This is a genomic window from Subtercola lobariae (assembly GCF_014640255.1).
In the GTDB taxonomy this organism is placed as follows: Bacteria; Actinomycetota; Actinomycetes; order Actinomycetales; family Microbacteriaceae; genus Subtercola; species Subtercola lobariae.
In genome coordinates this window covers 347373-369464 of record NZ_BMGP01000003.1, presented here as the reverse complement: position 1 = coordinate 369464, position 22092 = coordinate 347373, and the positions used below count along the sequence as shown (strand labels likewise).

General features: G+C 64.8%; 18 protein-coding genes. 10 read left to right on the top strand and 8 right to left on the bottom strand.

All coding sequences use genetic code 11. The features are described from left to right. The first annotated feature begins 20 nt into the window (after window positions 1-20). Both IEX24_RS09715 and IEX24_RS09710 read left to right on the top strand, forming a co-directional pair. Complete coding sequence (locus IEX24_RS09715) at window positions 21-707, top strand: sigma-70 family RNA polymerase sigma factor (protein ID WP_188677436.1); 687 nt, start codon at window positions 21-23, stop codon at window positions 705-707. After that, on the top strand, window positions 704-946 hold the full coding sequence (locus IEX24_RS09710) for a zf-HC2 domain-containing protein (RefSeq protein ID WP_188677434.1): 243 nt from the start codon (window positions 704-706) through the stop codon (window positions 944-946). Before IEX24_RS09715 ends, IEX24_RS09710 begins: the two co-directional genes overlap by 4 nt. A 281-nt stretch (window positions 947-1227) precedes the next feature. On the opposite strand, the gene IEX24_RS09705 is transcribed toward IEX24_RS09710, so the two are convergent. Continuing rightward, entirely contained in the window at window positions 1228-5094 is a 3867-nt protein-coding gene (locus IEX24_RS09705; RefSeq protein WP_188677431.1) for a multifunctional oxoglutarate decarboxylase/oxoglutarate dehydrogenase thiamine pyrophosphate-binding subunit/dihydrolipoyllysine-residue succinyltransferase subunit, read from the bottom strand. Between the two features lie 149 nt (window positions 5095-5243). On the opposite strand from IEX24_RS09705, the gene guaB1 reads away from it, so the two are divergent. From guaB1 to IEX24_RS09690, 3 genes are all read left to right on the top strand, one after another. Continuing rightward, a complete protein-coding gene (gene guaB1, locus IEX24_RS09700; RefSeq protein WP_188677428.1) occupies window positions 5244-6683 on the top strand; it encodes a GMP reductase in 1440 nt (479 codons plus the stop codon). 116 nt (window positions 6684-6799) lie between these two features. Further along, window positions 6800-8266, top strand: coding sequence for a hemolysin family protein (locus tag IEX24_RS09695; RefSeq protein WP_188678177.1), 1467 nt, complete (start codon window positions 6800-6802; stop codon window positions 8264-8266). Further along, window positions 8259-9296: a hemolysin family protein gene (locus tag IEX24_RS09690; RefSeq protein ID WP_188677425.1), complete on the top strand. Its 1038-nt coding sequence runs from the start codon at window positions 8259-8261 to the stop codon at window positions 9294-9296. The genes IEX24_RS09695 and IEX24_RS09690 overlap by 8 nt, the downstream gene beginning before the upstream one ends. A 45-nt stretch (window positions 9297-9341) precedes the next feature. On the opposite strand, the gene IEX24_RS09685 is transcribed toward IEX24_RS09690, so the two are convergent. Further along, window positions 9342-10430, bottom strand: a complete 1089-nt coding sequence (locus IEX24_RS09685; RefSeq protein WP_188677424.1) for an NADH:flavin oxidoreductase/NADH oxidase — start codon at window positions 10428-10430, stop codon at window positions 9342-9344. Window positions 10431-10508: 78 nt separating this feature from the next. Between IEX24_RS09685 and IEX24_RS09680 the strand changes: the two genes are divergently transcribed. Next, complete coding sequence (locus IEX24_RS09680; protein ID WP_188677423.1) at window positions 10509-11408, top strand: ADP-dependent NAD(P)H-hydrate dehydratase; 900 nt, start codon at window positions 10509-10511, stop codon at window positions 11406-11408. 14 nt (window positions 11409-11422) lie between these two features. Here IEX24_RS09680 and IEX24_RS09675 read toward each other — a convergent pair whose 3' ends face one another. After that, entirely contained in the window at window positions 11423-12118 is a 696-nt protein-coding gene (locus tag IEX24_RS09675) for a YceI family protein (protein WP_188677422.1), read from the bottom strand. Window positions 12119-12268: 150 nt separating this feature from the next. Here IEX24_RS09675 and IEX24_RS09670 point away from each other — a divergent pair, with 150 nt between their 5' ends. The 3 genes from IEX24_RS09670 (at window position 12269) to IEX24_RS09660 (ending at window position 15249) form a co-directional block, all read left to right on the top strand. Further along, window positions 12269-13525 carry a glycosyltransferase 87 family protein gene (locus IEX24_RS09670; RefSeq protein WP_188677419.1) on the top strand — a complete coding sequence of 419 codons (1257 nt, stop codon included), beginning with the start codon at window positions 12269-12271 and terminating at the stop codon, window positions 13523-13525. Then, window positions 13525-13842 (top strand): thiamine-binding protein, encoded by a 318-nt coding sequence (locus IEX24_RS09665; RefSeq protein WP_188677418.1) that lies wholly within the window; start codon window positions 13525-13527, stop codon window positions 13840-13842. Before IEX24_RS09670 ends, IEX24_RS09665 begins: the two co-directional genes overlap by 1 nt. Window positions 13843-13932: 90 nt before the next feature. Continuing rightward, the gene (locus IEX24_RS09660) at window positions 13933-15249 is read left to right on the top strand and encodes an MFS transporter (protein ID WP_188677417.1); all 1317 of its coding nucleotides are present in this window, start codon (window positions 13933-13935) and stop codon (window positions 15247-15249) included. Here the strand turns inward: IEX24_RS09660 and IEX24_RS09655 are convergent. From IEX24_RS09655 to IEX24_RS09635, 5 genes are all read right to left on the bottom strand, one after another. Next, complete coding sequence (locus IEX24_RS09655) at window positions 15195-15902, bottom strand: response regulator transcription factor (RefSeq protein WP_188677414.1); 708 nt, start codon at window positions 15900-15902, stop codon at window positions 15195-15197. The two genes, IEX24_RS09660 and IEX24_RS09655, sit on opposite strands and share 55 nt — an antisense overlap. Before the next feature lie 26 nt (window positions 15903-15928). Further along, window positions 15929-17209, bottom strand: a complete 1281-nt coding sequence (locus IEX24_RS09650; protein ID WP_188677411.1) for a hypothetical protein — start codon at window positions 17207-17209, stop codon at window positions 15929-15931. Beyond that, on the bottom strand, window positions 17206-18348 hold the full coding sequence (locus IEX24_RS09645) for a sensor histidine kinase (protein ID WP_188677408.1): 1143 nt from the start codon (window positions 18346-18348) through the stop codon (window positions 17206-17208). Before IEX24_RS09645 ends, IEX24_RS09650 begins: the two co-directional genes overlap by 4 nt. Before the next feature lie 76 nt (window positions 18349-18424). Then, window positions 18425-19630: a homoserine O-acetyltransferase MetX gene (metX, locus tag IEX24_RS09640; RefSeq protein ID WP_188677405.1), complete on the bottom strand. Its 1206-nt coding sequence runs from the start codon at window positions 19628-19630 to the stop codon at window positions 18425-18427. A gap of 138 nt (window positions 19631-19768) precedes the next feature. Beyond that, the gene (locus IEX24_RS09635) at window positions 19769-21094 is read right to left on the bottom strand and encodes a bifunctional o-acetylhomoserine/o-acetylserine sulfhydrylase (RefSeq protein ID WP_188677402.1); all 1326 of its coding nucleotides are present in this window, start codon (window positions 21092-21094) and stop codon (window positions 19769-19771) included. 134 nt (window positions 21095-21228) lie between these two features. Here IEX24_RS09635 and IEX24_RS09630 point away from each other — a divergent pair, with 134 nt between their 5' ends. Further along, window positions 21229-22023, top strand: a complete 795-nt coding sequence (locus IEX24_RS09630) for an SDR family oxidoreductase (RefSeq protein WP_188677399.1) — start codon at window positions 21229-21231, stop codon at window positions 22021-22023. Window positions 22024-22092 lie beyond the last annotated feature (69 nt).

The window sequence follows — 22092 nt, the reverse complement described above, 5'->3', positions numbered from 1 at the left end:
GAGAAGTAGACTTGGCGGTGATGACAACCGTGAAATCTGACCCCCGCGCGCTCTTCGAGGAGCAGGCCATTCCCTTTCTCGATCAGCTTTACGGCGCCGCCCTGCGCATGACGCGCAACCCGGCCGACGCGCAAGACCTCGTGCAAGAGACGTTCGTGAAGGCGTACGCCGCCTTCGCGCAGTTCGAACAGGGCACCAACCTCAAGGCGTGGCTGTACCGCATTCTCACCAACACGTTCATCAACGTGTATCGCAAAAAGCAGCGCGACCCCTACCAGGGCACCACAAGCGACCTCGAAGACTGGCAGTTGGGTAACGCCGAGTCGGCCACCGCAACGGGCACGTCGTCGCGTTCGGCTGAAGCCGAAGCCATCGATCACTTGCCTGACAGTGCGGTGAAAGATGCTCTGCAGTCGATTCCCGAAGACTTTCGTCTGGCCGTGTATCTGGCCGACGTCGAAGGCTTCTCGTACCAAGAGATAGCCGACATCATGAAGACCCCCGTAGGAACAGTGATGAGCCGCCTGCACCGCGGCCGTCGCCTGCTGCGGGGCCTGCTCTCTGAATACGCCGAAGGCCGGGGTGTCGCGGTGAAATCCACCGCCGCTGCGGAGTCGGCGAGCACGTCGCCCGCACCAAAAAAGGCGACTGCGAAAGGCGCGTCTTCTGTGAAGGGCGCGCTTGCTTCGAAAGGAAAAACGAAATGACCGACTGCGGCTGCTCGAAAGCCAAAGCTGAACTCGAAGAGTATCTCCACAACGAACTCGCCAGCACCGACGCTGCCGACATTCGTGAACACATGAGCGGATGCACGGACTGCTCGTCAGAGCTGCATGTGGGCCTCGTTCTCACCGAAGCCGTGCAGCGCGCCTGCAAAGAGGTCGCCCCTGAGCAGTTGCGCGACCAGGTGCTGCTGAGCATCCGCACGATCCAAGCAACGCACTGAGTCATTTGGTGCGCCGCCGCCTCTGCGGCGCACGGTGTGACCGGTAACTCTTCGCAATGTAGTTGCCGCGTCGAACGTCGGAAGCGACGTACACTCCCCCGCTTCCGCCCGACTACGCTGTGAGCGGAACTCTAAAGCTATTCAGCGCACGATTGACCCGAAAGCTCCCTATCAGCGCGTATAGGGAGCTTTTGCGTTTAACGGAATGAGCGGACGCGTGCAGAAACGCAGAACGCCCCCTCCCGGTGTGGGACGGGGCGTTCTGCGTTTGGCAGGCGATGCTACAGGGTGAGGGCACGCTCGAGGAGGTCGGCCTGCTGCTTGGCGTGACGCTTGGCGGAGCCGGCCGCGGGGGAGGCTGAGGCGGCACGCGACACCACGCGAATGGTGCGGCCTGCGGGCAGGCGCGAGGCCAGCTCGAGGCAGACGTACGGCCAGGCGCCCTGGTTCTGCGGCTCGTCTTGCACCCAGACCAGTTCGGCGTTCGGGTAGCTCTCGACCACGGCACGCAGATCGGCTTCGGGCAGCGGGTAGTACTGCTCGAGTCGAACGAGGGCGATTTCGTCGTTCGGCGTCTTCTGCAGTTCGTTCAGCAGGTCGTAGTAGATCTTGCCGGCCATCAGCAGAACCCGCTTGACGCTCGCCTTGTCGACGCCCGCCTCGAGCGCGCGGGGGTCGTCGAGCACGGGCTCGAACTTGCCCTGCGCCAGGTCGTCGACCGAGCTCGTGGCGCCACGCAGCCGCAGCATCGCCTTCGGCGTGAAGACGATCAGCGGGCGGCGCGGCCGGGCGTAGGCCTGGCGACGCAGCAGGTGGAAGTACGACGCGGGAGTCGACGGCCGAGCGACCGTCATGTTGTTCTCGGCGCACAGTTGCAAGAAGCGCTCGATGCGGGCCGACGAGTGGTCAGGACCTTGGCCTTCGTAGCCGTGTGGCAGCAGCAGCACGAGCGACGAACGCTGGCCCCATTTTTGCTCGGCGGCCGCGATGAACTGGTCGATGATGATCTGAGCGCCGTTGGCGAAGTCGCCGAACTGCGCCTCCCAGAGCACCAGGGCATCCGGTCGTTCGACTGAATAGCCGTACTCGAAGCCCATGGCCGCGTATTCGCTCAGCAGCGAGTCGTAGATCCAGAACCGGGCCTGGTTGTCGCTGAGGTTGACCAGCGGAATCCATTCCTGGCCGTTCTCCCGATCGTGCAGCACCGCGTGGCGCTGAACGAACGTTCCACGCCTGGAGTCTTGACCCGCAAAACGAACTGGCGTGCCCTCGAGCAGCAGCGACCCGAGCGCGAGCAGTTCGCCGAACGCCCAGTCGATGTTGCCGTTACGGCTCATCTCGAGACGTTTGGCCAGCAGCTGCTGCAGCTTCGGGTGAACCGTGAACCCGGCGGGAGGGTTGTTGAACGCATCGCCGATGAGCGCGACCGTCGACGGCGAGACGCCGGTGGTGTCGGGCTCGCCCACGCCATCGTCGTTCTGCTGCGCCTCAGGGCGCTCGAGGTCGGCGACCGCGTTCATGTCGTCGGTGATGATCGGAATCGACGAGGTCTGAGCGGCGTGCGTCTCGGCGAAGGCCCGCTCGAGGCGGTCTTGGAAGTCGCGGTGCGCGGCTTCGTACTCTTCTTGGCTGATGTCACCACGACCGACCAGCGACTCGGTGTACAACCGGCGAACCGAGCGCTTGGCTTCGATCAGGTTGTACATCAGCGGCTGCGTCATCGACGGGTCGTCGCCCTCGTTGTGGCCGCGGCGACGGTAGCAGATGAGGTCGATGACGACGTCGGAGTGGAACTCCTGGCGGTATTCGAACGCGAGCTGAGCGACGCGCACGACCGACTCGGGGTCATCTCCGTTGACGTGGAAAATCGGTGCCTGCACCGACTTGGCGACGTCGGTCGAGTAGACGGATGATCGGGCATCCGAAGGCCTCGTGGTGAAGCCCACCTGGTTGTTGATGTTGACGTGAATGGCGCCGCCGATGCGGTAGCCACGCAGCTTCTCCATTTGGAAGGTCTCGTACACGATGCCTTGGCCGGCCATGGCTGCGTCGCCGTGCACCAGAATCGGCAGCGTGGAGTAGCTGCCCTTTTCTTTGCGGTCTTGCTTGGCGCGCACTATACCTTCGACGACGCCATCGACAGCTTCGAGGTGCGACGGGTTCGCGGCGATGTAGACCGGAATCTCGGTGCCGTCATTGCCCGTGAAGGTGCCCTCGGTGCCGAGGTGGTACTTCACGTCACCTGAGCCCTGAACCGTGCGGGGGTCTTGGGTGCCCTCGAACTCGCGGAAGATCTGGCCGTAGGTCTTGCCGGCGATGTTCGTGAGCACGTTGAGGCGACCGCGGTGCGCCATGCCGATGGCGACCTCGTCGAGCCCTTCGTCTGCGGCGGCCTGAATGACGGCGTCGAGCAACGCGATGGTCGACTCGCCACCTTCGAGGCTGAACCGCTTCTGGCCGACGTACTTGGTCTGCAAGAAGGTCTCGAACGCTTCAGACTCGTTGAGCTTCGCCAGAATGCGCATCTGCTCGTCGTGCGTGGGCTTGGCGTACTTGCGCTCGACTTTGTCTTGAATCCAGGCGCGCTGGGCCGGGTCTTGAATGTGCATGTACTCGACGCCGATCTTGCGGCAGTACGAGTCGCGAAGAATGCCGAGAATGTCGCGCAGCAACGCGGTGCGCTTGCCGCCGAGGCCGCCGGTGATGAACTCGCGATCGAGATCCCACAGCGTCAGGCCGTGGCTCGCGATGTCGAGGTCGGGGTGCGAGCGTTGCTTGTACTCGAGCGGGTCGATGTCGGCCATCAGGTGACCCCGAACGCGGAACGAGTTGATCAGCTCTTGAACGCGAGCCGTCTTGTCGACCGCGTCGAAGTCGACGCTGATGTCGGGTGCCCAGTGAATGGGCTCGTACGGAATGCGCAGTTCGGCGAAGATGTCTTGGTAGAAGTTGTTCTCGCCGATGAGCAGCTCGTGCACCTTCTTCAAGAACTCGCCCGACCCGGCGCCCTGAATGACCCGGTGGTCATAGGTGCTGGTCAGCGTGATGACCTTGCCGATGCCGAGGTCGGTGAGGGTGCGGATGCTCGACCCCTGAAATTCGGCCGGATACTCGAGCGCGCCAGCGCCGATGATTGCTCCCGAGCCCTTCATGAGGCGCGGAATCGAATGTACGGTACCGATACCGCCGGGGTTGGTGAGCGAAATGGTCGCGCCCTGAAAGTCGGCGGCGGTCAGCTTTCCGCTGCGAGCCTTGGCCACGAGGTCGTCGTAGGCGGCGAGAAACTCGCCGAACGTCATCGTGTCGGCGCGCTTGATGGCGGGCACGACCAGCGAGCGGGTGCCGTCGGGCTTGGGCATGTCGATGGCGATGCCGAGGCCGATGTGCGCGGGCGACACGACGACGGGCTTGCCGTCGACCACGTCGTAGAAGACGTTCTGGCTCGGGAAGTCTTTCAGTACTTGCACGAGCGCCCAGCCGATGAGGTGGGTGAACGAGACCTTGCCGCCGCGCGAGCGCTTCAGGTTCGAGTTGATGACGATGCGGTTGTCGATGAGCAGCTTCGCGGGGATGCTGCGAACGCTGGTCGCCGTCGGCACAGTGAGGCTGGCATCCATGTTCGTCGCGAGCGACTTGGCGGGCCCACGCAGCGGGGTGACCTTGTCGTGCTCGGCGGCCTCTTCTTCAGCGGCACGGTCGCGAACGGTTGCTTCTGCAGGGATCGGCTGGGGGCTGGCCACCTTCGAGGTGGTGCGCGCCACGGGGGCGGTCGCCGGGGCTGCTGCTGCGGGGGCTGCGGCGGCTGCTGCCGGGGCCGAGGCGGCCGGCGCGGCGGCGGCAGGGGCTGCTACTGCGGCATCCTGAACCGGCGCGGCCTGAACCGGCGCGGCCTGAACCGGCGCGGCCTGAACTGGCGCGGTTTGGGCCGGCGCGGCTTCAGCTGGCGCGGCCTCAGCGGGCGGCAGTTCAGCGGTGGTCACCTCGCCCGAGCTGGGCTTGTAGTGCTCCAGAATGCTCCACCACGACTGGTCGACCGAGTTCTTGTCGACCACGTACTGCTCGTAGAGTTCGTCTACCAACCACTCATTGGCGCCAAATTCGCCCGACGAACTGTCGTCGGTTCCTGTTCCGGTCAACTGGCTCGACACTAGCCGATCGCCTACTTTCGTCAAATCACGTATGAATGACGTGTCAGATAGCTGCGTAGCAGAGGTTCACGCGCCGACACGTGCTTATCCAGCTTAAACCCCCGAGCAGGCCACCTGCCGAATCGGGGCATCAGGGCTAGCGTAAAGATATGCAGTTCTTGACTGGTACACATAATGACGACCTGACGTACTCCGATGTCTTTCTGGTGCCGAGTCGTTCAGACATCAGGTCACGACTCGACGTTTCGCTCGCTCCTGAAGACGGCACGGGAGCCACCATTCCGGTGGTCGCGGCCAACATGAACTCGGTCACCGGCCCCCGGCTCGCTGCGACCCTCGCCCGGCGCGGCGGGCTCGGCGTGCTGCCGCAAGACATGCACCTGCAAGACCTCGACGCGGCCATCCGCTGGGTCAAGGCGCAGTCGGTCGAATACGACACCCCGTTCGATTTCAGGCCAGACGCCACCGTCGAAGAGGCACTCACCGTGCTGCCCGCGGTCGCCGGCCAGGGCATCGTCATCCACGACCACGACGGCACCTTTGTGGGCTGCATCCCCGCGTTGCGCCTCGCTTCTGCGCTGCCGGATGCCCGGCTCGGCGATCTCTTGCACGGCCCCCTCACCTCATTGTCGGCCGACGACATCGACTCACCCCGTGAGGCCTTCGACGCCATGGTGGCGGCAGATCTCGATTTCGCAACGATCACGCAGCACGGTCGTGTCATCGGCACATTGAGCCGAACCGGAGCCCTGCGCTCGACCATTTACGAGCCCGCGGTAGACGCTCACGGCCGGCTGCGAGTCGCCGCAGCGGTGGGCATCAACGGTGACGTGGCCGCGAAGGCCACGGCCCTGGCTGCCGCCGGCGTCGACGTGCTTGTGCTCGATACGGCGCACGGTCACCAAGACGCCATGGTCGCGGCCATCCAATCAGTCAGAGACGCCGGCCTGCACCTGCCGATCGTGGCCGGCAACGTGGTGACGGCCGAGGGCGTGCGCGATCTGGCCGAAGCAGGCGCGAACATCATCAAGGTCGGCGTGGGGCCGGGCGCCATGTGCACGACGCGCATGATGACCGCCGTGGGGCGCCCGCAGTTCTCGGCAGTGATCGAGACGGCCGCCGCCGCGACACTCCACGGCGCTCACGTCTGGGCCGATGGGGGAGTGCGCTACCCGCGAGACGTTGCTCTCGCGTTGGCGGCCGGTGCGGCATCCGTCATGATCGGGTCGTGGTTCGCCGGAACCATCGAAGCCCCTGGCGTGCTGAAGCGCGATGCGGGCGGGCGGCTCTATAAGGAGAACTACGGCATGGCCTCGGCGAAGGCCGTGACCGACCGGTTCGGGCGGCTCGGAGCATACGAGCTGGCGCGAAAGCAGCTGTTTGCCGAAGGCATCTCGTCGAGCATGATCTACCTCGACCCGCTGCGGCCCTCGGTCGAAGACCTGCTCGACATGATCACGTCGGGGGTGCGCAGTTCGTTCACCTACGCGGGCGCCGCGTCGGTGGAGGAGTTTCACGACCGGGCGCGGGTGGGCATCCAATCGGCGGCGGGGTATGAAGAGGGTAAAGCATTGCCTGTGAGTTGGTGACGGCGGCCTCATTCGGCGGCCTCGCGAGGCATCGATTCTGTAGTATTGCTCAGACATATGGATGACCCTCCCGCGCCTGCTCGCTCCTCCTGTTTCAGCCTCAATCGGTGGCGCGAATGCTGACCGATTGGCTGTTGCTGCTCGGCGGCCTCGTTCTGACTGTCGGAACCGGTTTTTTCGTGGCGAGCGAATTCTCGCTCGTCAATCTCGACCGCTCTGACCTCGAAGGCCGGCAAGATCGCGGTGAGAAGGGCCTCGGCCCCACCATCGCGGCGTTGAAGATCACCTCGACGCATCTGTCGAGCGCACAGCTCGGCATCACGCTGACCACTCTGCTCACCGGTTACCTCATGGAGCCGGCCATCAGCCACCTGCTGCGCCCACTATTCGACGCGGTGGGGCTGGGCGACGACGTGTCGACCGTGATCGCGTCGATCGTGTCTATCGTGATCGCAACCCTGCTGTCGATGATCGTAGGCGAGCTCGTGCCGAAGAATTTCGCGCTCGCGTTGCCGATTCAGACGGCGAAGCTCGTCATTCCGTTTCAGCGGGCGTTCACCATGGTGTTCAAGCCGGCGGTGTCGCTGCTCAATAACAGCGCGAACGCGATCATCCGGCTGTTCGGTATCGAGCCGAAAGAAGAGCTCTCAGGCGCGCGCACCGCAGACGAACTCTCGTCGCTCGTGCGACGCTCGGCCCTCGAAGGCAGTCTTGACGTCGATACGGCCACTCTGCTCAACCGCACCCTGCTGTTTTCGGGTCACGATGCCTCAGACGTCATGACTCCGCGGCCGCGCATCGCGGCGCTCAAACGCACCGACTCGGCCAAAGACGTACTCGAACTCGCCCGCACCACGGGGTACAGCCGCTTTCCCATCATCGACGAGAGCATCGACGACGTGGTGGGTGTCGCCCACATCAAGCAGGCCGTTGCCATTCCCCGGGCACGGCGAGCGGATGTTCCGGTGGTCGCTCTGCTGACCGAACCGTTACGCGTGCCCGAGACCATGAAACTCGACATGCTGCTCGGCGAGTTGCGCGGCAAGGGGTACCAAATGGCCATTGTGCTCGACGAATACGGCGGAACGGCCGGCGTCGTCACCCTCGAAGACCTCGTCGAAGAACTTGTGGGCGAGCTGAACGACGAGCATGACCGTTCGCGGGTGGGCGTGGTCAAGGGGCGCGACACGATTTCGTTCCCCGGCCAGCTGCGGCCCGACGAGTTGCTCGAGCGTGCGGGCGTCACCGTGCCAGAAGACGGCCCGTACGAGACAGTTGCGGGGTTCGTGATGAGCGAACTCGGCCGAGTGCCGAAGGTCGATGACGTGGTGGGGTTGCCCGACGGTGAGCTTCGCGTCGAGAGAATGGATGGTCGGCGAATCGATCGCATCAGATTCAGCCCGACACCGGTCGAGGTGCTCGTCGACGTGCCCGAGAAGCAGGCCCGGCAGGCCGCGCAGGGTCGGGGCGCGGGGCGTGCCCGTGAAGCAGACCGCGAAGCAGAGCGCGAGGTCGAGCGCGACTCCGCTCGAGCATCCGCTGCGTCAGAGTCGCGCGGCGCGAACGGGGGCCGCGATGTCTGATTGGGCCGGAATCGCGTGGCTCGTCGTGCTGCTGCTCGTCAACGCGTTCTTCGTGGCGGCGGAGTTCGCCGTCATCTCGGCGCGGCGCTCGCAGATCGAGCCACTTGCCGAGGCGGGGTCGCAGCGCGCGAAGACCGCGCTGTGGGCGATGGAGCATGCCACGCTGATGCTCGCCACGAGTCAGCTCGGCATCACCGTGGCATCACTGCTCATTCTGAATGTGTCTGAACCGGCCATCCATCACCTGCTCGAAGGGCCGCTGGGGCTCACCGGCTGGAGCGAAGAGGTGATCGGCTCGGTGGCGTTCGTCATCGCGCTCGTCGTGGTGTCGTTCTTGCACGTGGTGATCGGCGAAATGGTGCCGAAGAACCTCTCGTTCTCGTTGCCCGACCGTGCCGTGCTGCTGCTGGCGCCGCCGCTGGTCTGGATCGGTCGCGCGCTGAAGTTCGCCACGGTTGCGCTGAACGCCACGGCGAACGGCGTCGTGCGGCTGTTCGGCGTAGAGCCGAAGAGCGAGGCCGCTAGCGCGTTCACGCTCGACGAAGTGTCGAACATCGTGGCGCAGTCGACCCGCGAGGGTGTTCTCGACGACAACTCAGGAGCACTTCACGCGGCCTTCGAATTCACCGAGAAGACCGTAGCCGCGGTCGCGTTGTCGCTCGACCGGCTCGTGACCCTGACCCGCGCCGCGACTCCCGCCGACATCGAGCGGGCGGTCGCGAAATACGGGTTCTCGCGCTACGTGATCGTGGATGCCCGGGGCAACCCCGAAGGTTACCTGCACCTCAAAGACGTGATCGACCTCGACGACGACGAGTTCGACGACCCGGTTCCGGCCAAGCGCATTCGCCAGCTCGCCTCCATCTACGACGGAACCGACCTCGAAGACGCGCTCGCCACCATGCGCCGCACGGGCGCTCACGTTGCGCGGGCGTTCACGGCCACCGGGGCCACCACGGGCGTGCTCTTTCTCGAAGACGTCATCGAAGAGCTCGTCGGCGAAGTGCAAGACGCGACGCGTCGCGACTAGCAGCGCTTTTGCTCGGTTGCGGCCTGGCTCCCGGCGGCGTGGCGGCTACGCGCGCCAGGCGGCGCGCTCGTACTGCCGCGGCCAGTAGTCGAGCGTGACGCCGAGGTCGTGTGCGGCCTGCAGCGCGAAGTGCGGGTCGCGCAAGAACTGCCGCGCCATCATCACGGCGTCGGCCTGCCCCGACGCCACCACGCCGTTCGCCTGCTCTGCCGTGGTGATGAGTCCGACCGCGCTCGTGGGCACCCCGGCACCGTCGCGCACGGCAGTGGCGAAGGTCACCTGATACCCCGGCGTCAGAGGAATGTGCACACCGGACACGTTGCCACCACTCGACACGTCGAAGAAGTCGGCACCGGCATCCCGAGCCCAGCCGGCAACCGTGGTGGTCTGCTCGATGTCCCAGCCGCCGGCTTGCACCCAATCGGTACCCGACAGCCGCACGAACAGCGGCACAGCGTCACCGACCTCGGCGCGCACGCCGGTCACGATGCGCAGCAGAAGTCGCGCGCGGTTCTCAAGGCTTCCGCCGTATTCGTCACTGCGTGAGTTGCTGAGCGGCGACAGAAACTGATGCAGCAGGTACCCGTGTGCCGCGTGAAGTTCGAGCACGTCGAACCCCGCATCGATGGCCCGGCGAGCGGATGCCCGAAACGCCTCCACGATCTCGTCGATCTCACTGACGCTGAGTTCGTGCGGTACGTCGTAGCCCTCGAATGCGAGCGCCGAAGGTGCCACCGTCTGCCAGCCGCCCTGATCGGCTGGCACGGTTCCTCGTTCGCTGGCCCACGGCTTGAACGTCGACGCCTTGCGCCCGGCATGGGCGAGTTGGATGCCCGCCGACACCCCCTGCGCATGAATCAGCCGCACGATTCGGGCGAACGCCTGCTGTTGCTCGTCGTTGTAGAGCCCGAGGTCTTGCGGTGAAATGCGACCGGCCGGTGTAACAGCGGTCGCCTCGGTGAAGATGAGGCCGACGCCGCCCGAGGCGAACGACCCCAGGTGCGCGAGGTGCCAGTCGGTGGGCACGCCATCTTCGTCGTCGGCCGAGTATTGGCACATCGGCGCCACCCAGAGCCGATTGCGAAAGGTCGTGCCTCGAATGGTCAGCGGGTCGAAGAGATTTGTCTGAGTCACTGTGAGTTCAATCGTGCGGAGCGTCTCAGTATTCCGACGCGCCTCCTCAACCGCGGCATCGAGACCTATCGTTGAACCATGACAGACCACCAGTCTCCTTCGCTCACCTTCACCGACTTCGGCGCAGCAGATGCAGCAGCATTTCTTGCACCACCTCAGCCGGGCGACGACAAGTACTCGCGCGGCGTTCTTGGCGTCATGACGGGTTCATCGAGCTTTCCGGGCGCCGCTCTTCTCGGTGTCGAGGGCGCGACCCGCACCGGCGTCGGCATGGTGCGGTACCTCGGCCCGGGTCGTGCGACGCGCATGGTGCTGCAGCGCCGCCCCGAGGTCGTGACCGCCGACGGGCGCGTTCAAGCGTGGCTAATCGGATCCGGAATGGCGGCCGAGGGGCGCGACCCCAGCGTCACGGCGGCGTTGATCGAGGTGCTATCGCACGGGCATCCGGTCGTGGTGGATGCCGGTGCCCTCGATCTGCTCGAACACGCCACGGGCCCAGTGGTCATCACGCCGCACGCAGGAGAACTGCTGACCCTGCTGTCATCGCACGGCATCTCGACCAGTCGAGCGGATATCACCGCTGACGCAGAGCACTGGGCCGCCCTCACTGCCCAGCTTCTGGGCGTGACCGTGCTGCTCAAGGGCCACCTCACCCACGTCGTCGGTGCTGCACAGGCGGGGAACTCGGCCGACCGTGCGCTTGGCCCGGCGGTGCGCGTGACCGCGCCGACGACCGAACTTGCCACCGCCGGCTCGGGCGATGTTCTCGCCGGCATTCTCGGGGCGCTGGTGGCGACTCATCACGAAGAACTCGACGCCGATGATGACGGTAACGGCGGCGTATTGGCCCGACTGGCCGCCACGGCGGCGACGCTGCACGGGCTCGCGGGGGAGCGGGCTTCGGGCGGTGGCCCCATCGTGGCGCTCGACATCGCCCACGCCCTCCCTGCCACGATCGCCGCGCTGCGCGCTCGCTGACTGCCGCGCCGCGCCTACTGCTTCACCGCGCTCAAGCTGAACACCACCGTGGCCGACTTGTCGGCAACGGCGAAGCCGAAATCGGGCCCGGTGACGTCGTAGTCGCCGAAGTCGATCGGAATGCTGCCGGTGAGCCTGGCCCCGTCGGCACCGAAGCTCGTCTGGAGAGCGACTGTCACCTGGCGCGTCACGCCGTGCAGAGTCAGCGTGCCCGTGCCCGAGAGGGTCTGAATCTGACCGGCGACGGCAGTCAACGAACCCGCGACGGGCTGGTCGAGCTGAAATGTCGCCGTGGGGTACGAATCAGTCTGCAGGGCGGTGTTTCGCAGGTACCGGTCGATTGTGCTGTTGCCGCACGTCAGGGAACCGGCTTGAACGATCACCGAGGCATCCGTCAGCGTGTCATTGGCAACCGTGACCGAACCCGTCACCTGGCTGGTCGACCCCGCGAGAGTGCCAGCGCTGTCGGGCTCGGCTATCTGGTAACCGGCGGTCGACCCGGCAGCGACGCTCCACACCCCGTTCACATTCATGCCCTCAGCGATAGACGACGCAGAGCCGTCGGTGACCGTCGGAATGACGCTCGCGGCCTGAGATGAGGGCGCAATGGTCACATCTCGATAAAGAATTGGCGCGGCAACCGCCGCCACGAGGCCTACCGACACGGCCGCCGCGACGAGCGCGAGGCTGATGCTGACGGGCTTTTTCATCGTGTTGACGAGCTAATCAGCCATTCTTGGCGACACGCTGGGAGGGGGTGGGGTGCAGCCTGTGTTTCGGCTGCGCGTGTGCCGCGAACCGATCGGCTCAGAACGACCGCATAAGATGGCGAGGTGCGTCGACTGGCAAAAACTCCCCTAGTGCTGTGGTTGGCGTTCATCGTCATTCACCTCTGGCTGGGCATCATGGGTCTCGTCGGCCCTGGTCTGCCCTGGGGCGACGTGACCATCGTGTACAACGACTGGATTCAGCACGGGCTCGACGGCTATTGGGTCGGCATCGACGGCCCTTTCGTCTATCCGCTGCTGGCGCTCGTGCCGATGATCGCCGCGATGGGGTTCGGTAGCTCGCTGTACGGCGTGGGCTGGCTGCTGCTCGTCGTGATCGCGAACGCCACCGTTTTCGCCTTCATTCTCAACTCGCGAGCTACCGCCGAGCCTTCAGACGAGGTGGCCATCGCCGATCGCGGGCAATTCACCCCGAACATCCGGTATCTGGCTGCCTGGTGGTGGCTCGCCTTTCTGCTTCTGCTCGGGCCGGTTGCTCTCGGCCGCATCGATACGTTCGAAGTCGACCTCGTCATCGTGGGGCTGCTGCTCGCCATGCGCCGCCCGGCGATCGCCGGCGTTCTGCTCGCCCTCGCCACCTGGGTGAAGGTATGGCCCGCAGCGCTCATCGTGGCAGTGGTCATCGCGGCGAAGAAGCGCGTCGCCGTGGCCGTTGGGGCGGCAGTCACCGCCATCGGCGTTGCCATCATCGGGTTCTTGCTCGGCGCGGGTTCGAACCTGTTCAGCTTCGTGAGCCAGCAGACCGGCCGTGGGCTGCAGATCGAGGCACCCGTCAGCCTGCCGTGGATGTGGATGGCCTACCTGCGCGTTCCCGGTTCGAAGGTGTATTACGACCAAGACATTCTGACCTTTCAGGTGAAGGGCAACGGCGGTTCGATCGCCGACTTCTTGACGACGCCGATGCTGGCCGTCGCCGTCGCGGCCGTGCTTGTGCTGGGTGTGTACGTGGTTCGCTCGGGAGCGTCGATCACCCGGGTGCTACCGAGCCTGTCGCTGGCACTAGTCACTGCGCTCATCGTGTTCAATAAGGTCGGCTCGCCCCAGTTCATGCTGTGGATCAGCGCTCCCGTGATTCTCGGCATCATCTGGCAGGGCCGCGAGTTTCGGCAGTTCGCCGTCATCGCCGCGGTTCTCGGCGCACTCACCCAGCTGATCTACCCGTATCTGTATGACTGGCTACTCTCGCTCGACCCGTTGATGCTGCTCGTTCTGACGGCGCGCAACGTTCTCGTGGTGGTGTTGTTCGCCCTCGCTGTGCGATCGTTGTTCCGTGCACGAGTGCGAGCGAAAGACCTCGCATTTCTGCCCAACGAAAGGGTGAGCATCTGATGTTGGTCGCATTTTCGGTCGCACCGTCGGGTGAAGGCCCCTTGGGCAGCGACAACGCCGACGCTTCGGTGCATGACGCCGTCGCGGCGGCTGTTCGAATCGTTCGCGAGTCTGGCCTGCCGAACCATACCGATTCGATGTTCACCACCATCGAGGGCGAGTGGAACGAGGTGTTCGACGTCATTCGCCGCGCCACCGAAGCGGTGGGTCAGTTCGGCTCGCGGGTCTCGCTCGTACTGAAGGCCGACATTCGCCCGGGCCACACGGGTGAATTGACGGGCAAGCTCGAGCGTCTCGAGAAGGCTCTAGGCGAGTAGAACTCCGCCGGGCCGGGTTCGTGTAACTATCGTGTAACCGATAATCGAATCGATTCGATTTTCGGCCCACACGTCGCTTACGATAGTTCTGTGACCACAACAAACCAGGCGACGACGTTCGGGCTGACACCTGCCCGCGTTCGCCTCGCCCTGCTCGCCCTCACTCTGGGCGGCTTCGGCATCGGTTGCACCGAATTCGTGGCGATGGGCCTTCTGCCGAATATCGCGCACGACCTGCTGCCGGCGCTCTTCGCCGCGTCGGTCGAGCAGGCGAACGCCCAAGCCGGTCTGCTGGTCACCGCATATGCCGCCGGCGTGGTGGTCGGCGCACCCACTATCGCCGCTGTTGCCGCTCGATGGCCGCGCAAGATCGTACTGATGTGCCTGCTCGGCATCATCATCGTCGGCACCGTCGCGTCGGCCTTGTTGCCGACGTTCGGCCTCGTGGTGCTCGCGCGATTCGTCTCGGCGCTGCCGCACGGCGCCTACTTCGGCATCGCCGCTCTGGTTGCCGCCTCGCTGATGGGGCCGGGCAAACGTGGCCGCGGGGTGGCGCTCGTGCTTGCCGGCTTGACCGTGGCCAACGTCATCGGCGTGCCGCTCATCACCTTCATCGGCCAGGCGACGAGCTGGCGGGTGGCCTACCTCGTTGTGGCCGCGGTCTTCGCGCTCGCGCTGCTCTCGATCGTGCTGACGGTGCCGAATATGCCCGGCGACCCCACCGCCACCTTGAAGCAAGAACTCACCGTCTTCCGGCGACCGCAAGTGTGGTTCACCGTGGCCATCGGCGCTATCGGGTTCGGCGGCTTCTTCTGCGTCTACACCTTCGTTTCGCCTATCGTGACGTCGATCACCGGTCTGCCGGCCTCCATCGTGCCCCTCGCTCTCATTGCCATCGGCATCGGAATGACCATCGGCAACTTGCTCGGCGGCTGGTTCGCCGATAGAAACCTCAAGCGCTCGATTCTCGGTTTCTACGCGGCACTCACAGTTATGCTCGTGTGCCTGGCGCTGTTCGCAACGAACCCCGTGGGCCTGTTCGTCGGCCTCTTTCTCGTCGGTATCGCCGCCTCCGCAATCTCGCCCCTCGTGCAGACCAGGCTGATGGATGTTGCGGGCGACAGTCAAACGATCGGTGCCGCCCTCAACCATTCGGCGCTCAACACCGGTAACGCGCTGGGCCCCATTCTCGGCGGGCTCGCCCTCACAGCAGGATTCGGTTACCTCGCACCCATCTGGGTGGGAGTGGTTCTCACGCTGCTCGGCATCGCGATTGCCATCGTCTCGTTCTCGGTCGAACGACGGGGCAAGGCCCGGGCACTCGCGCCGACGAAAACCGCGGCCTCAGCGGCTCATTCGGCCGGTGACGAGGCCGGCTCGGCCGTGTTCTCCGACGTATCGAGGTAATCGTCGTGCAGCAGCAGGCCGTCTTGAATGGCCCGCCGGCGCAACGCCACCTTGGTACCCACGTCGATGCCCAGCACGCGGTACTTCTCGCGAATGCGCTTGAGGTAGCTCTTGGCCGTCTCTTCTGAGATGCTCAGCTGTTCAGCGACCTGCTTCACGGGCTCACCGCCGCCGTAGAGCGCCATCACCCGACGCTCTTGAGCGCTGAGCTTCGGCGCACCGCCGAGTTCTTGGGCGCTGAGCGCCAGATCGAGTTCACTCGAAATGAACGGTTCGCCCTTCGCCGCGGCACGAATGGCCTCGACGATCATGTCTGCTTCTTCGCTCTTCACAAGGTAGCCGAGCGCGCCCGCGGCCAGTGCCTCACGGATGACCACGGGCTCGGAGTACGTGCTCATCAGCACGGTCTTGACGCCGGCTGACTTCAGTGCGCGGAGTTTGACCGAGATAGGCAGGTTGTCTTTGAGATCGAGGTCGAGCAGCACCACATCCACCGGAAACTCAGGGTGTGTGAGCAGATCGGGCCACGTCGTGACCGCTGCGACCATGCTGATGTCGCTGGCCGCTCCGCGTATCCACTCGGTGAGAGCACCGAGCAGCATCCGGTGGTCATCGACGATCGCCAATCGAATGTTGTCATGCGACGGTGACATGATCGACCCTTCTCGTTGTGCTCATCTTACGTTTCTGGCGTGTCGACATGCACGCTCATCTGTAAGCGCAGACTGCCGTGTCGACCGCTTTCGATGTGCGGCCCAACCCGATCGAGTGCCCCCCAGATCGTGACGTCGACTCGACGCCTCGGTATTCCTTCAACAGAAATATCTATCGGAAACGCAATCCTATCGGGTTGTGCCCCGGGTGAGGGGTCTGACTGCGGCCCCACTGTGATGATCAGGCGTGGTTGCTGCCGGGTCGCGGCGGCCGCGATCAGCCACACGGCAGACAACAGACCTTCACGCTGATCGGGTTCGAGGTAGCCCGCGAGACCTGCAGGGTCGAGCAGTGTCACGGTCGGGCTCAGCACCTCTGAGTCGTCGATGGCATGCTGAAGCCAGGTCTGCCGCCGACCGGCCACGAGGCGCAGCCTCAGCTCGCTGGCCAGTGCCGAGGCTGCCGATGCTTGTTGTTTGTTCAGCGGCAGACTGACGCGGCCCGATGCCACATCTGAGAGCAGTTCTTCGGCGCTCTGGTCGAGGCGCACGAGTTCATCGGCCCCCTGGATGCCCACCCCGAACCTCGGCGATGAAAGGGTGCTCTCCACCAGCGTGCGGTCGAGCTCTCGGTCGATGAACCGGCTGAACGACCGAACGATCAAGATGCCGATCAGTGTGGGTGCAATGGCCGCAACGATCACCTCGATCTGCGGCCGGGTGCCCGGCGGCTGCGAACTCACACCGGCGATCGTCACCGCGAGCAAGAAGGCCGCGAGAACGAGTGTCGCGAGCAGCAACTGGTTCAGCGGCCGGTAAGCCACGAGGGCGAGCAGTGCGGCGCCGGCGCCCACGATGACGGTGACTTCTGGCACCGCCGTGGCGAACCCGCCCGCTGACACCACGTCGAGAATCACCGCCGCACCGAGCAGCACCAGCATCACAATGAACGCCGGCGTGGGCAGATGACTGCCGTGTGCGTTGGCGATGAGAACGGCGCCGGTGAGGGCGATTGCCACGACGATCCAGGCGATCAGCGTCAACCACGGGTTCGGGTACAGCCCCCAATCGAAGATGAAGATCGCGAGCCCGCGCACGCTCAGAATCACCGCGGCCACGATGGCGCCCACCCCGAGGTACCCGATTCCGATACGCGAATCGCTTGCCATGTCTTTGCGCAACGCCTCGAGCGCTTCTGGGCCGAGCGTTCGGGCGCGCACCAACCGTGTCAGCAGCCCGGTGCTCGCCTCGTCGGGCTCGCTCTTCGTGCTCGGTTGCGCACTTTTCAGCACCGGATGCTCGCTCATCGGGGCACCTCCAGAACCACCGTCGTGCCGGCACCTGGCGCCGAGAAGATGCGCGCGTTGCCGCCCACATCTCGAATGCGAGCCACCACCGATTCGGTGATGCCGAGTCGCCCGCTCGCCACGTCGGCCGTGTCGAATCCGACTCCCGAGTCGGTGACCATGGCGCGCACTCCCGCGGCATCCTGTGAAATGGTCACATCGGCTTGGTCGACGCCCGAATGCCGTCTGACGTTCTCGAGGCATTCGCCGAGCGAGAGCAGAAAGGCGCTTCGCACCACGGGCGGCAGGGTCACGTCGCCGGCGCCGTGCCAATGCACGGTCAAACCGCGTCGCGCGAATCGGTCTTGCAGTGCCCGAATATTGTCGGTGACCCCCACCACGTCGTCGGCTTTGAGATTGTAGGCACCGGATGCCCGTGGTGCCGGTGTCTCGCCCAGCCGAAGTTGCCGCAGCAGCACGGCGTCTTCTGCAGCTTGTACTCGCAAGGCTTCGGGGTCGACTCCTCGGCCGGAATGCGCAAGCAGCGTGAGAGTGGCGAGCACGGTGTCGTGCATCAGTCGAGCGCTCTGCCGGCGTTGTGCTTCGATTTCGCTGGCTCGCCGTTCGGCTTGATGTGCAGTGCCGAGCCGGGCGATTCGGGCTCTGGCGCGTTTGACGCTGTCGTTGACCCAGATTCCGACCATCACGTTCACCGACCAGCCCACGATGAAGATGGTCAGTGCCTGAGTGACGTCACCGCCCTTCATGAACGGCAGCGTCACCGCAAGATTCGCCACGAACATCAGCACCAAGTACGCCCGGCCCGCCGCAGTGCCTTGCAGCACGATCGCCATGGCGCCGAGCCCGCCGCCTGAGACGAGCAGAATGGCGCTGAGCACCGACGGATTCTCGCCGCTCAACGTGCCGAGCAATAGGCTGATCGAGAGCCCGATGACGGTGGTGATGACAATCCACCACGACGAGGGCGACCGCCCCAGCATGAAGTACGAAAACAGCATCACCAGGTACAGAACGACGGCGATCAGAAAAGTGAAAATAGGCACCCCGCCGGCGATCGCAAGGCACGCGAACGACGAAACGGTGAAGACCGTTCCCTCGAGCCACGCAGCCGTGCCGAGAAGTGGTTCTTGATGCTTCATCGTTGATGCCTCATCACTGACTCCTCATCGCGCACGCGGTAGCACTGACTCGATGTTACCGATAGGTCGCAACACGTCAGGTTGCGAGCAGCCGCACCAGCTCGTTCGACACCGCGTCGTACTCGATCAAGAAGCCGTCATGGCCGAACCGCGATGTGATCACGGTGGCCTCATCGCCGTCGATGTTGCTCGAAATGTACTTCGCGATGACCTGCTGGTCGGGTACCGGAAACAGCCGGTCGCTGTCGATTCCGATGATCAGTGAACGCGCGGTGACTCGGCGAAGCGCCTCGATGACGCCGCCCCGGCCGCGCCCCACGTCGTGCGAATTCATCGCCTCGACGAGCGTGATATAGGCATTGGCGTCAAAGCGTCTCGTGAACTTGTTGCCGTGAAAGTCGAGGTACGACTCCACCGCGAATCGGCCGCCGTGCCCGAGCGGGCTGATTCCGCTCTGCCAGCTCCGCTCGAAGCGGTCGTTCAGCTCGGTGGGGCTCCGGTAGTTCAGCAGGGCCATGCGCCTGGCCAGCGCCAACCCTGAATGCGGCCCCTCACCGTCTTTCGCGTTGTAGTACGACCCGTGCCGGTACAGCGGGTCGGCGCGAATCGCCTCGATCTGCACCGAGTTCAAAGCGATCTGGTCTGCACTCGAAATCGGGGGAGCGGCGATGATCGCCAGCCGCTCCGCCTCGTCGGGGTACTCGACGCCCCATTCGAGCACCTGCATACCGCCCATCGAGCCGCCCACGATGGCCGCCCAGCGCGTGATGCCGAGATGCTCCATCACGCCGTGCTGCGCGCGCACCTGATCGCGAATGCTCGTGTACGGAAACCGGATGCCCCATTCCTCGCCGTCACCGTCGAGCGACGCGGGCCCGGTCGACCCCTGGCAGCTGCCGAGCATGTTGGGTGCGACCACGAAGTACCGGTCGGTGTCGAGCGCAAGGCCAGAGCCCACGATTCCGCCCCACCAGCCGGCTGTCGGATGCCCGGGGCCGGCCGCTCCGGCCAGGTGCGAGTCGCCCGTGAGAGCGTGCGCCACGAGTATCGCGTTGTCGCCGGCCGCGTTCAGCGTGCCGAACGTCTCGTACGCTATGCGAACGTCGGCGACGAACCCACCGCTCTCGAAGCTGACGTCGCCGATGTGGGCGAACTGGCGGTTGCCTACCGGGTCGCCGTCGCGCCAGGCACCCGTCGCCGGGGGCTTGCCCATGATCGACCGGATCTGCGCATCGGTGATGAAATCGCTCGGTACGGTGTCTTCAGATATCTGCCAGTCCATGGTTCTTCCATTCTGGCCAAAGAAAAGAGCGCCCGCGTCACTGTTACGTGACGTGGGCGCCCCTGCTCTGTGGTTACTGCTCTGTGGTTGATGCTCTGTAGTCGAACGTCAGGCGTAGTCGAACGTCCAGCGCGTCGCTTAGAGCGCGTTCGCGCGAGCAACCTCACGAGCCGCAGCGAGGCCGCCGGCAAGGTCGGCCTTGATGTCGTCGATGTTCTCGAGCCCGACCGACAGGCGAACCAGGCCCGGCGTGACGCCAGAGGTCAGCTGCTGCTCGGGGGTGAGCTGGGAGTGCGTGGTGGAGGCGGGGTGAATCACGAGCGAGCGAACGTCGCCGATGTTGGCCAAGTGCGAGAACAAGCTGAGGTTGTTGACCAGCGCACGACCGGCATCGACACCGCCCTTCAGCTCGAACGACAGCACCGCACCGACACCCTTGGGCGCGTACTTGTTCGCGGCGCCGTACCAGGGGCTCGACGGCAGACCGGCGTAGTACACCGCGGCGACGTCGTCGTGGCTGTCGAGCCATTCGGCGACCTCTTGGGCGTTCTGCACGTGGCGCTCGATGCGCAGAGACAGCGTCTCAATGCCCTGGATGAGCTGCCAGGCGCTCGCCGGAGCGATTGACGAGCCGAGGTCGCGCAGCAACTGCACGCGAGCCTTGATGATGTAGGCGATGCCGTCGCCGAGCGCCTCGGTGTAGGTGACGCCGTGGTACGACTCGTCGGGCGTGGTGAGGCCCGGGAACTTCTCCGAGTTCTCGCTCCACTTGAACTTTCCGCCGTCGACGATGACGCCGCCGATGATGGTGCCGTGGCCACCGAGAAACTTCGTGGCCGAGTGCACCACGATGTCGGCGCCGTGCTCGAACGGGCGAATCAGGTACGGAGTGGCGATGGTGTTGTCGACGATCAACGGAACGCCGTTCTCGTGCGCGACACCCGACACGAGCTCGATGTCGAGAATGTTGATCTTCGGGTTTCCGATGGTCTCGGCGAAGAACAGCTTGGTGTTCGGGCGAACCGCGCGGCGCCATTCTTCGGCGTCGTCTTGGTTTTCGACGAACGTGGTCTCGATGCCGAGCTTCGCGAGCGTGTACTTGAACAAGTTGTACGTGCCACCGTAGATCGACGAGCTCGACACGATGTGGTCGCCGGCCTGGGCGATGTTCAGCACCGAGAAGGTCTCGGCGGCCTGGCCCGAGGCGACCAGCAGCGCTGCTGTTCCGCCTTCGAGTGCTGCAACGCGCTCTTCGACAACGTTCTGGGTGGGGTTCTGAATGCGGGTGTAGATGTTGCCGAACTCGGCGAGAGCGAACAGGTTCTTCGCGTGGTCGGCGTCGTTGAAGACGTAGGAGGTGGTCTGATAGATCGGTGTCGCACGGGCGTTGGTGACGGGGTCTGGAGCGGCGCCCGAGTGAATCTGTTTGGTCTCGAACTGCCAGTCGGCGGAGTTGTCGGTCATGAGAGTATTCCTTTGGTCTGACGAGAAATCGCGGGTGAACTACGGCAACAGTAGGCAGCCCCGCCAGCGCGGTCAACAAGTGCCGAAACACGGGGTAACGAAGCGGTGCCTCGATCTCGGCTAGCGTTGAGAACATGGCAGAGAATTCCAGGCGCGCAGTCGTCACAGGGGCAAGTTCGGGCATCGGCGAAGCGACAGTGCGGGTGCTTCGCGCGCACGGCTGGCAGGTGGTGGGCGTGGCCCGCCGCGAAGACCGCCTGAAGGCGCTCGCCGACGAGACCGGCGCCTCCTCTTTCGTCGCCGACCTCACGAAGCAGGCCGATGTGGATGCTCTGGCGAGCTACCTCGCCGAAACCGGCGGCGTCAGTACTCTTATCAACAATGCCGGGGGTGCCGCAGGCCTCGACACCGTCGAAGCGGGCGACCCCGACGACTGGCGGTGGATGTACGAAATCAACGTCATCGCCGTCAAACGAGTCATCACCGCCCTTCTACCCCTGTTACGCGACTCGGTTCGTGGCGCGGAGACAGGCACCGCCGTGGCCGACATTCTCACGGTGACTTCTATCGCCGGCCATATCGCCTATGAGAAGGGCGGCGGTTACAACGCCGCGAAGTTCGCCATCGCCGCTGCGCTCGACGTTCTGCGACTCGAGCTGAGCGGCGAACCGATCCGTGTGCTCGAGATCGCGCCGGGCATGGTGCACACCGAAGAGTTCTCGCTCAACCGGCTGAAAGGCGACCAGGCTGCGGCCGATGCCGTGTACGCCAACGTGCCGAATCCGCTGACCGGTGACGACGTGGCCGAGACCATCGTCTCGATGGTCGAACTCGCGCCGCACATCAGCCTCGACTACGTGGTCATCAAGCCGGTCGCCCAGTCGGCAGCATACAAAGTGCACCGCGGCCCGCTGACGGCTAAAGGCTGAGGGCGACTGAGAAGACGAACCGAAGGCAAACGAAAGCTGCGGGGCTTCGAAATGCCGGGTAAACCGGTA

Coding starts and splice junctions, on each gene's coding strand:
- IEX24_RS09715 (WP_188677436.1), top strand. CDS start 21: ATGACAACCGTGAAATCTGACCCCCGCGCGCTCTTCGAGGAGCAGGCC.
- IEX24_RS09710 (WP_188677434.1), top strand. CDS start 704: ATGACCGACTGCGGCTGCTCGAAAGCCAAAGCTGAACTCGAAGAGTAT.
- guaB1 (WP_188677428.1), top strand. CDS start 5,244: ATGCAGTTCTTGACTGGTACACATAATGACGACCTGACGTACTCCGAT.
- IEX24_RS09695 (WP_188678177.1), top strand. CDS start 6,800: ATGCTGACCGATTGGCTGTTGCTGCTCGGCGGCCTCGTTCTGACTGTC.
- IEX24_RS09690 (WP_188677425.1), top strand. CDS start 8,259: ATGTCTGATTGGGCCGGAATCGCGTGGCTCGTCGTGCTGCTGCTCGTC.
- IEX24_RS09680 (WP_188677423.1), top strand. CDS start 10,509: ATGACAGACCACCAGTCTCCTTCGCTCACCTTCACCGACTTCGGCGCA.
- IEX24_RS09675 (WP_188677422.1), bottom strand. CDS start 12,118: ATGAAAAAGCCCGTCAGCATCAGCCTCGCGCTCGTCGCGGCGGCCGTG.
- IEX24_RS09665 (WP_188677418.1), top strand. CDS start 13,525: ATGTTGGTCGCATTTTCGGTCGCACCGTCGGGTGAAGGCCCCTTGGGC.
- IEX24_RS09655 (WP_188677414.1), bottom strand. CDS start 15,902: ATGTCACCGTCGCATGACAACATTCGATTGGCGATCGTCGATGACCAC.
- IEX24_RS09650 (WP_188677411.1), bottom strand. CDS start 17,209: ATGAGCGAGCATCCGGTGCTGAAAAGTGCGCAACCGAGCACGAAGAGC.
- IEX24_RS09645 (WP_188677408.1), bottom strand. CDS start 18,348: ATGAAGCATCAAGAACCACTTCTCGGCACGGCTGCGTGGCTCGAGGGA.
- metX (WP_188677405.1), bottom strand. CDS start 19,630: ATGGACTGGCAGATATCTGAAGACACCGTACCGAGCGATTTCATCACC.
- IEX24_RS09635 (WP_188677402.1), bottom strand. CDS start 21,094: ATGACCGACAACTCCGCCGACTGGCAGTTCGAGACCAAACAGATTCAC.
- IEX24_RS09630 (WP_188677399.1), top strand. CDS start 21,229: ATGGCAGAGAATTCCAGGCGCGCAGTCGTCACAGGGGCAAGTTCGGGC.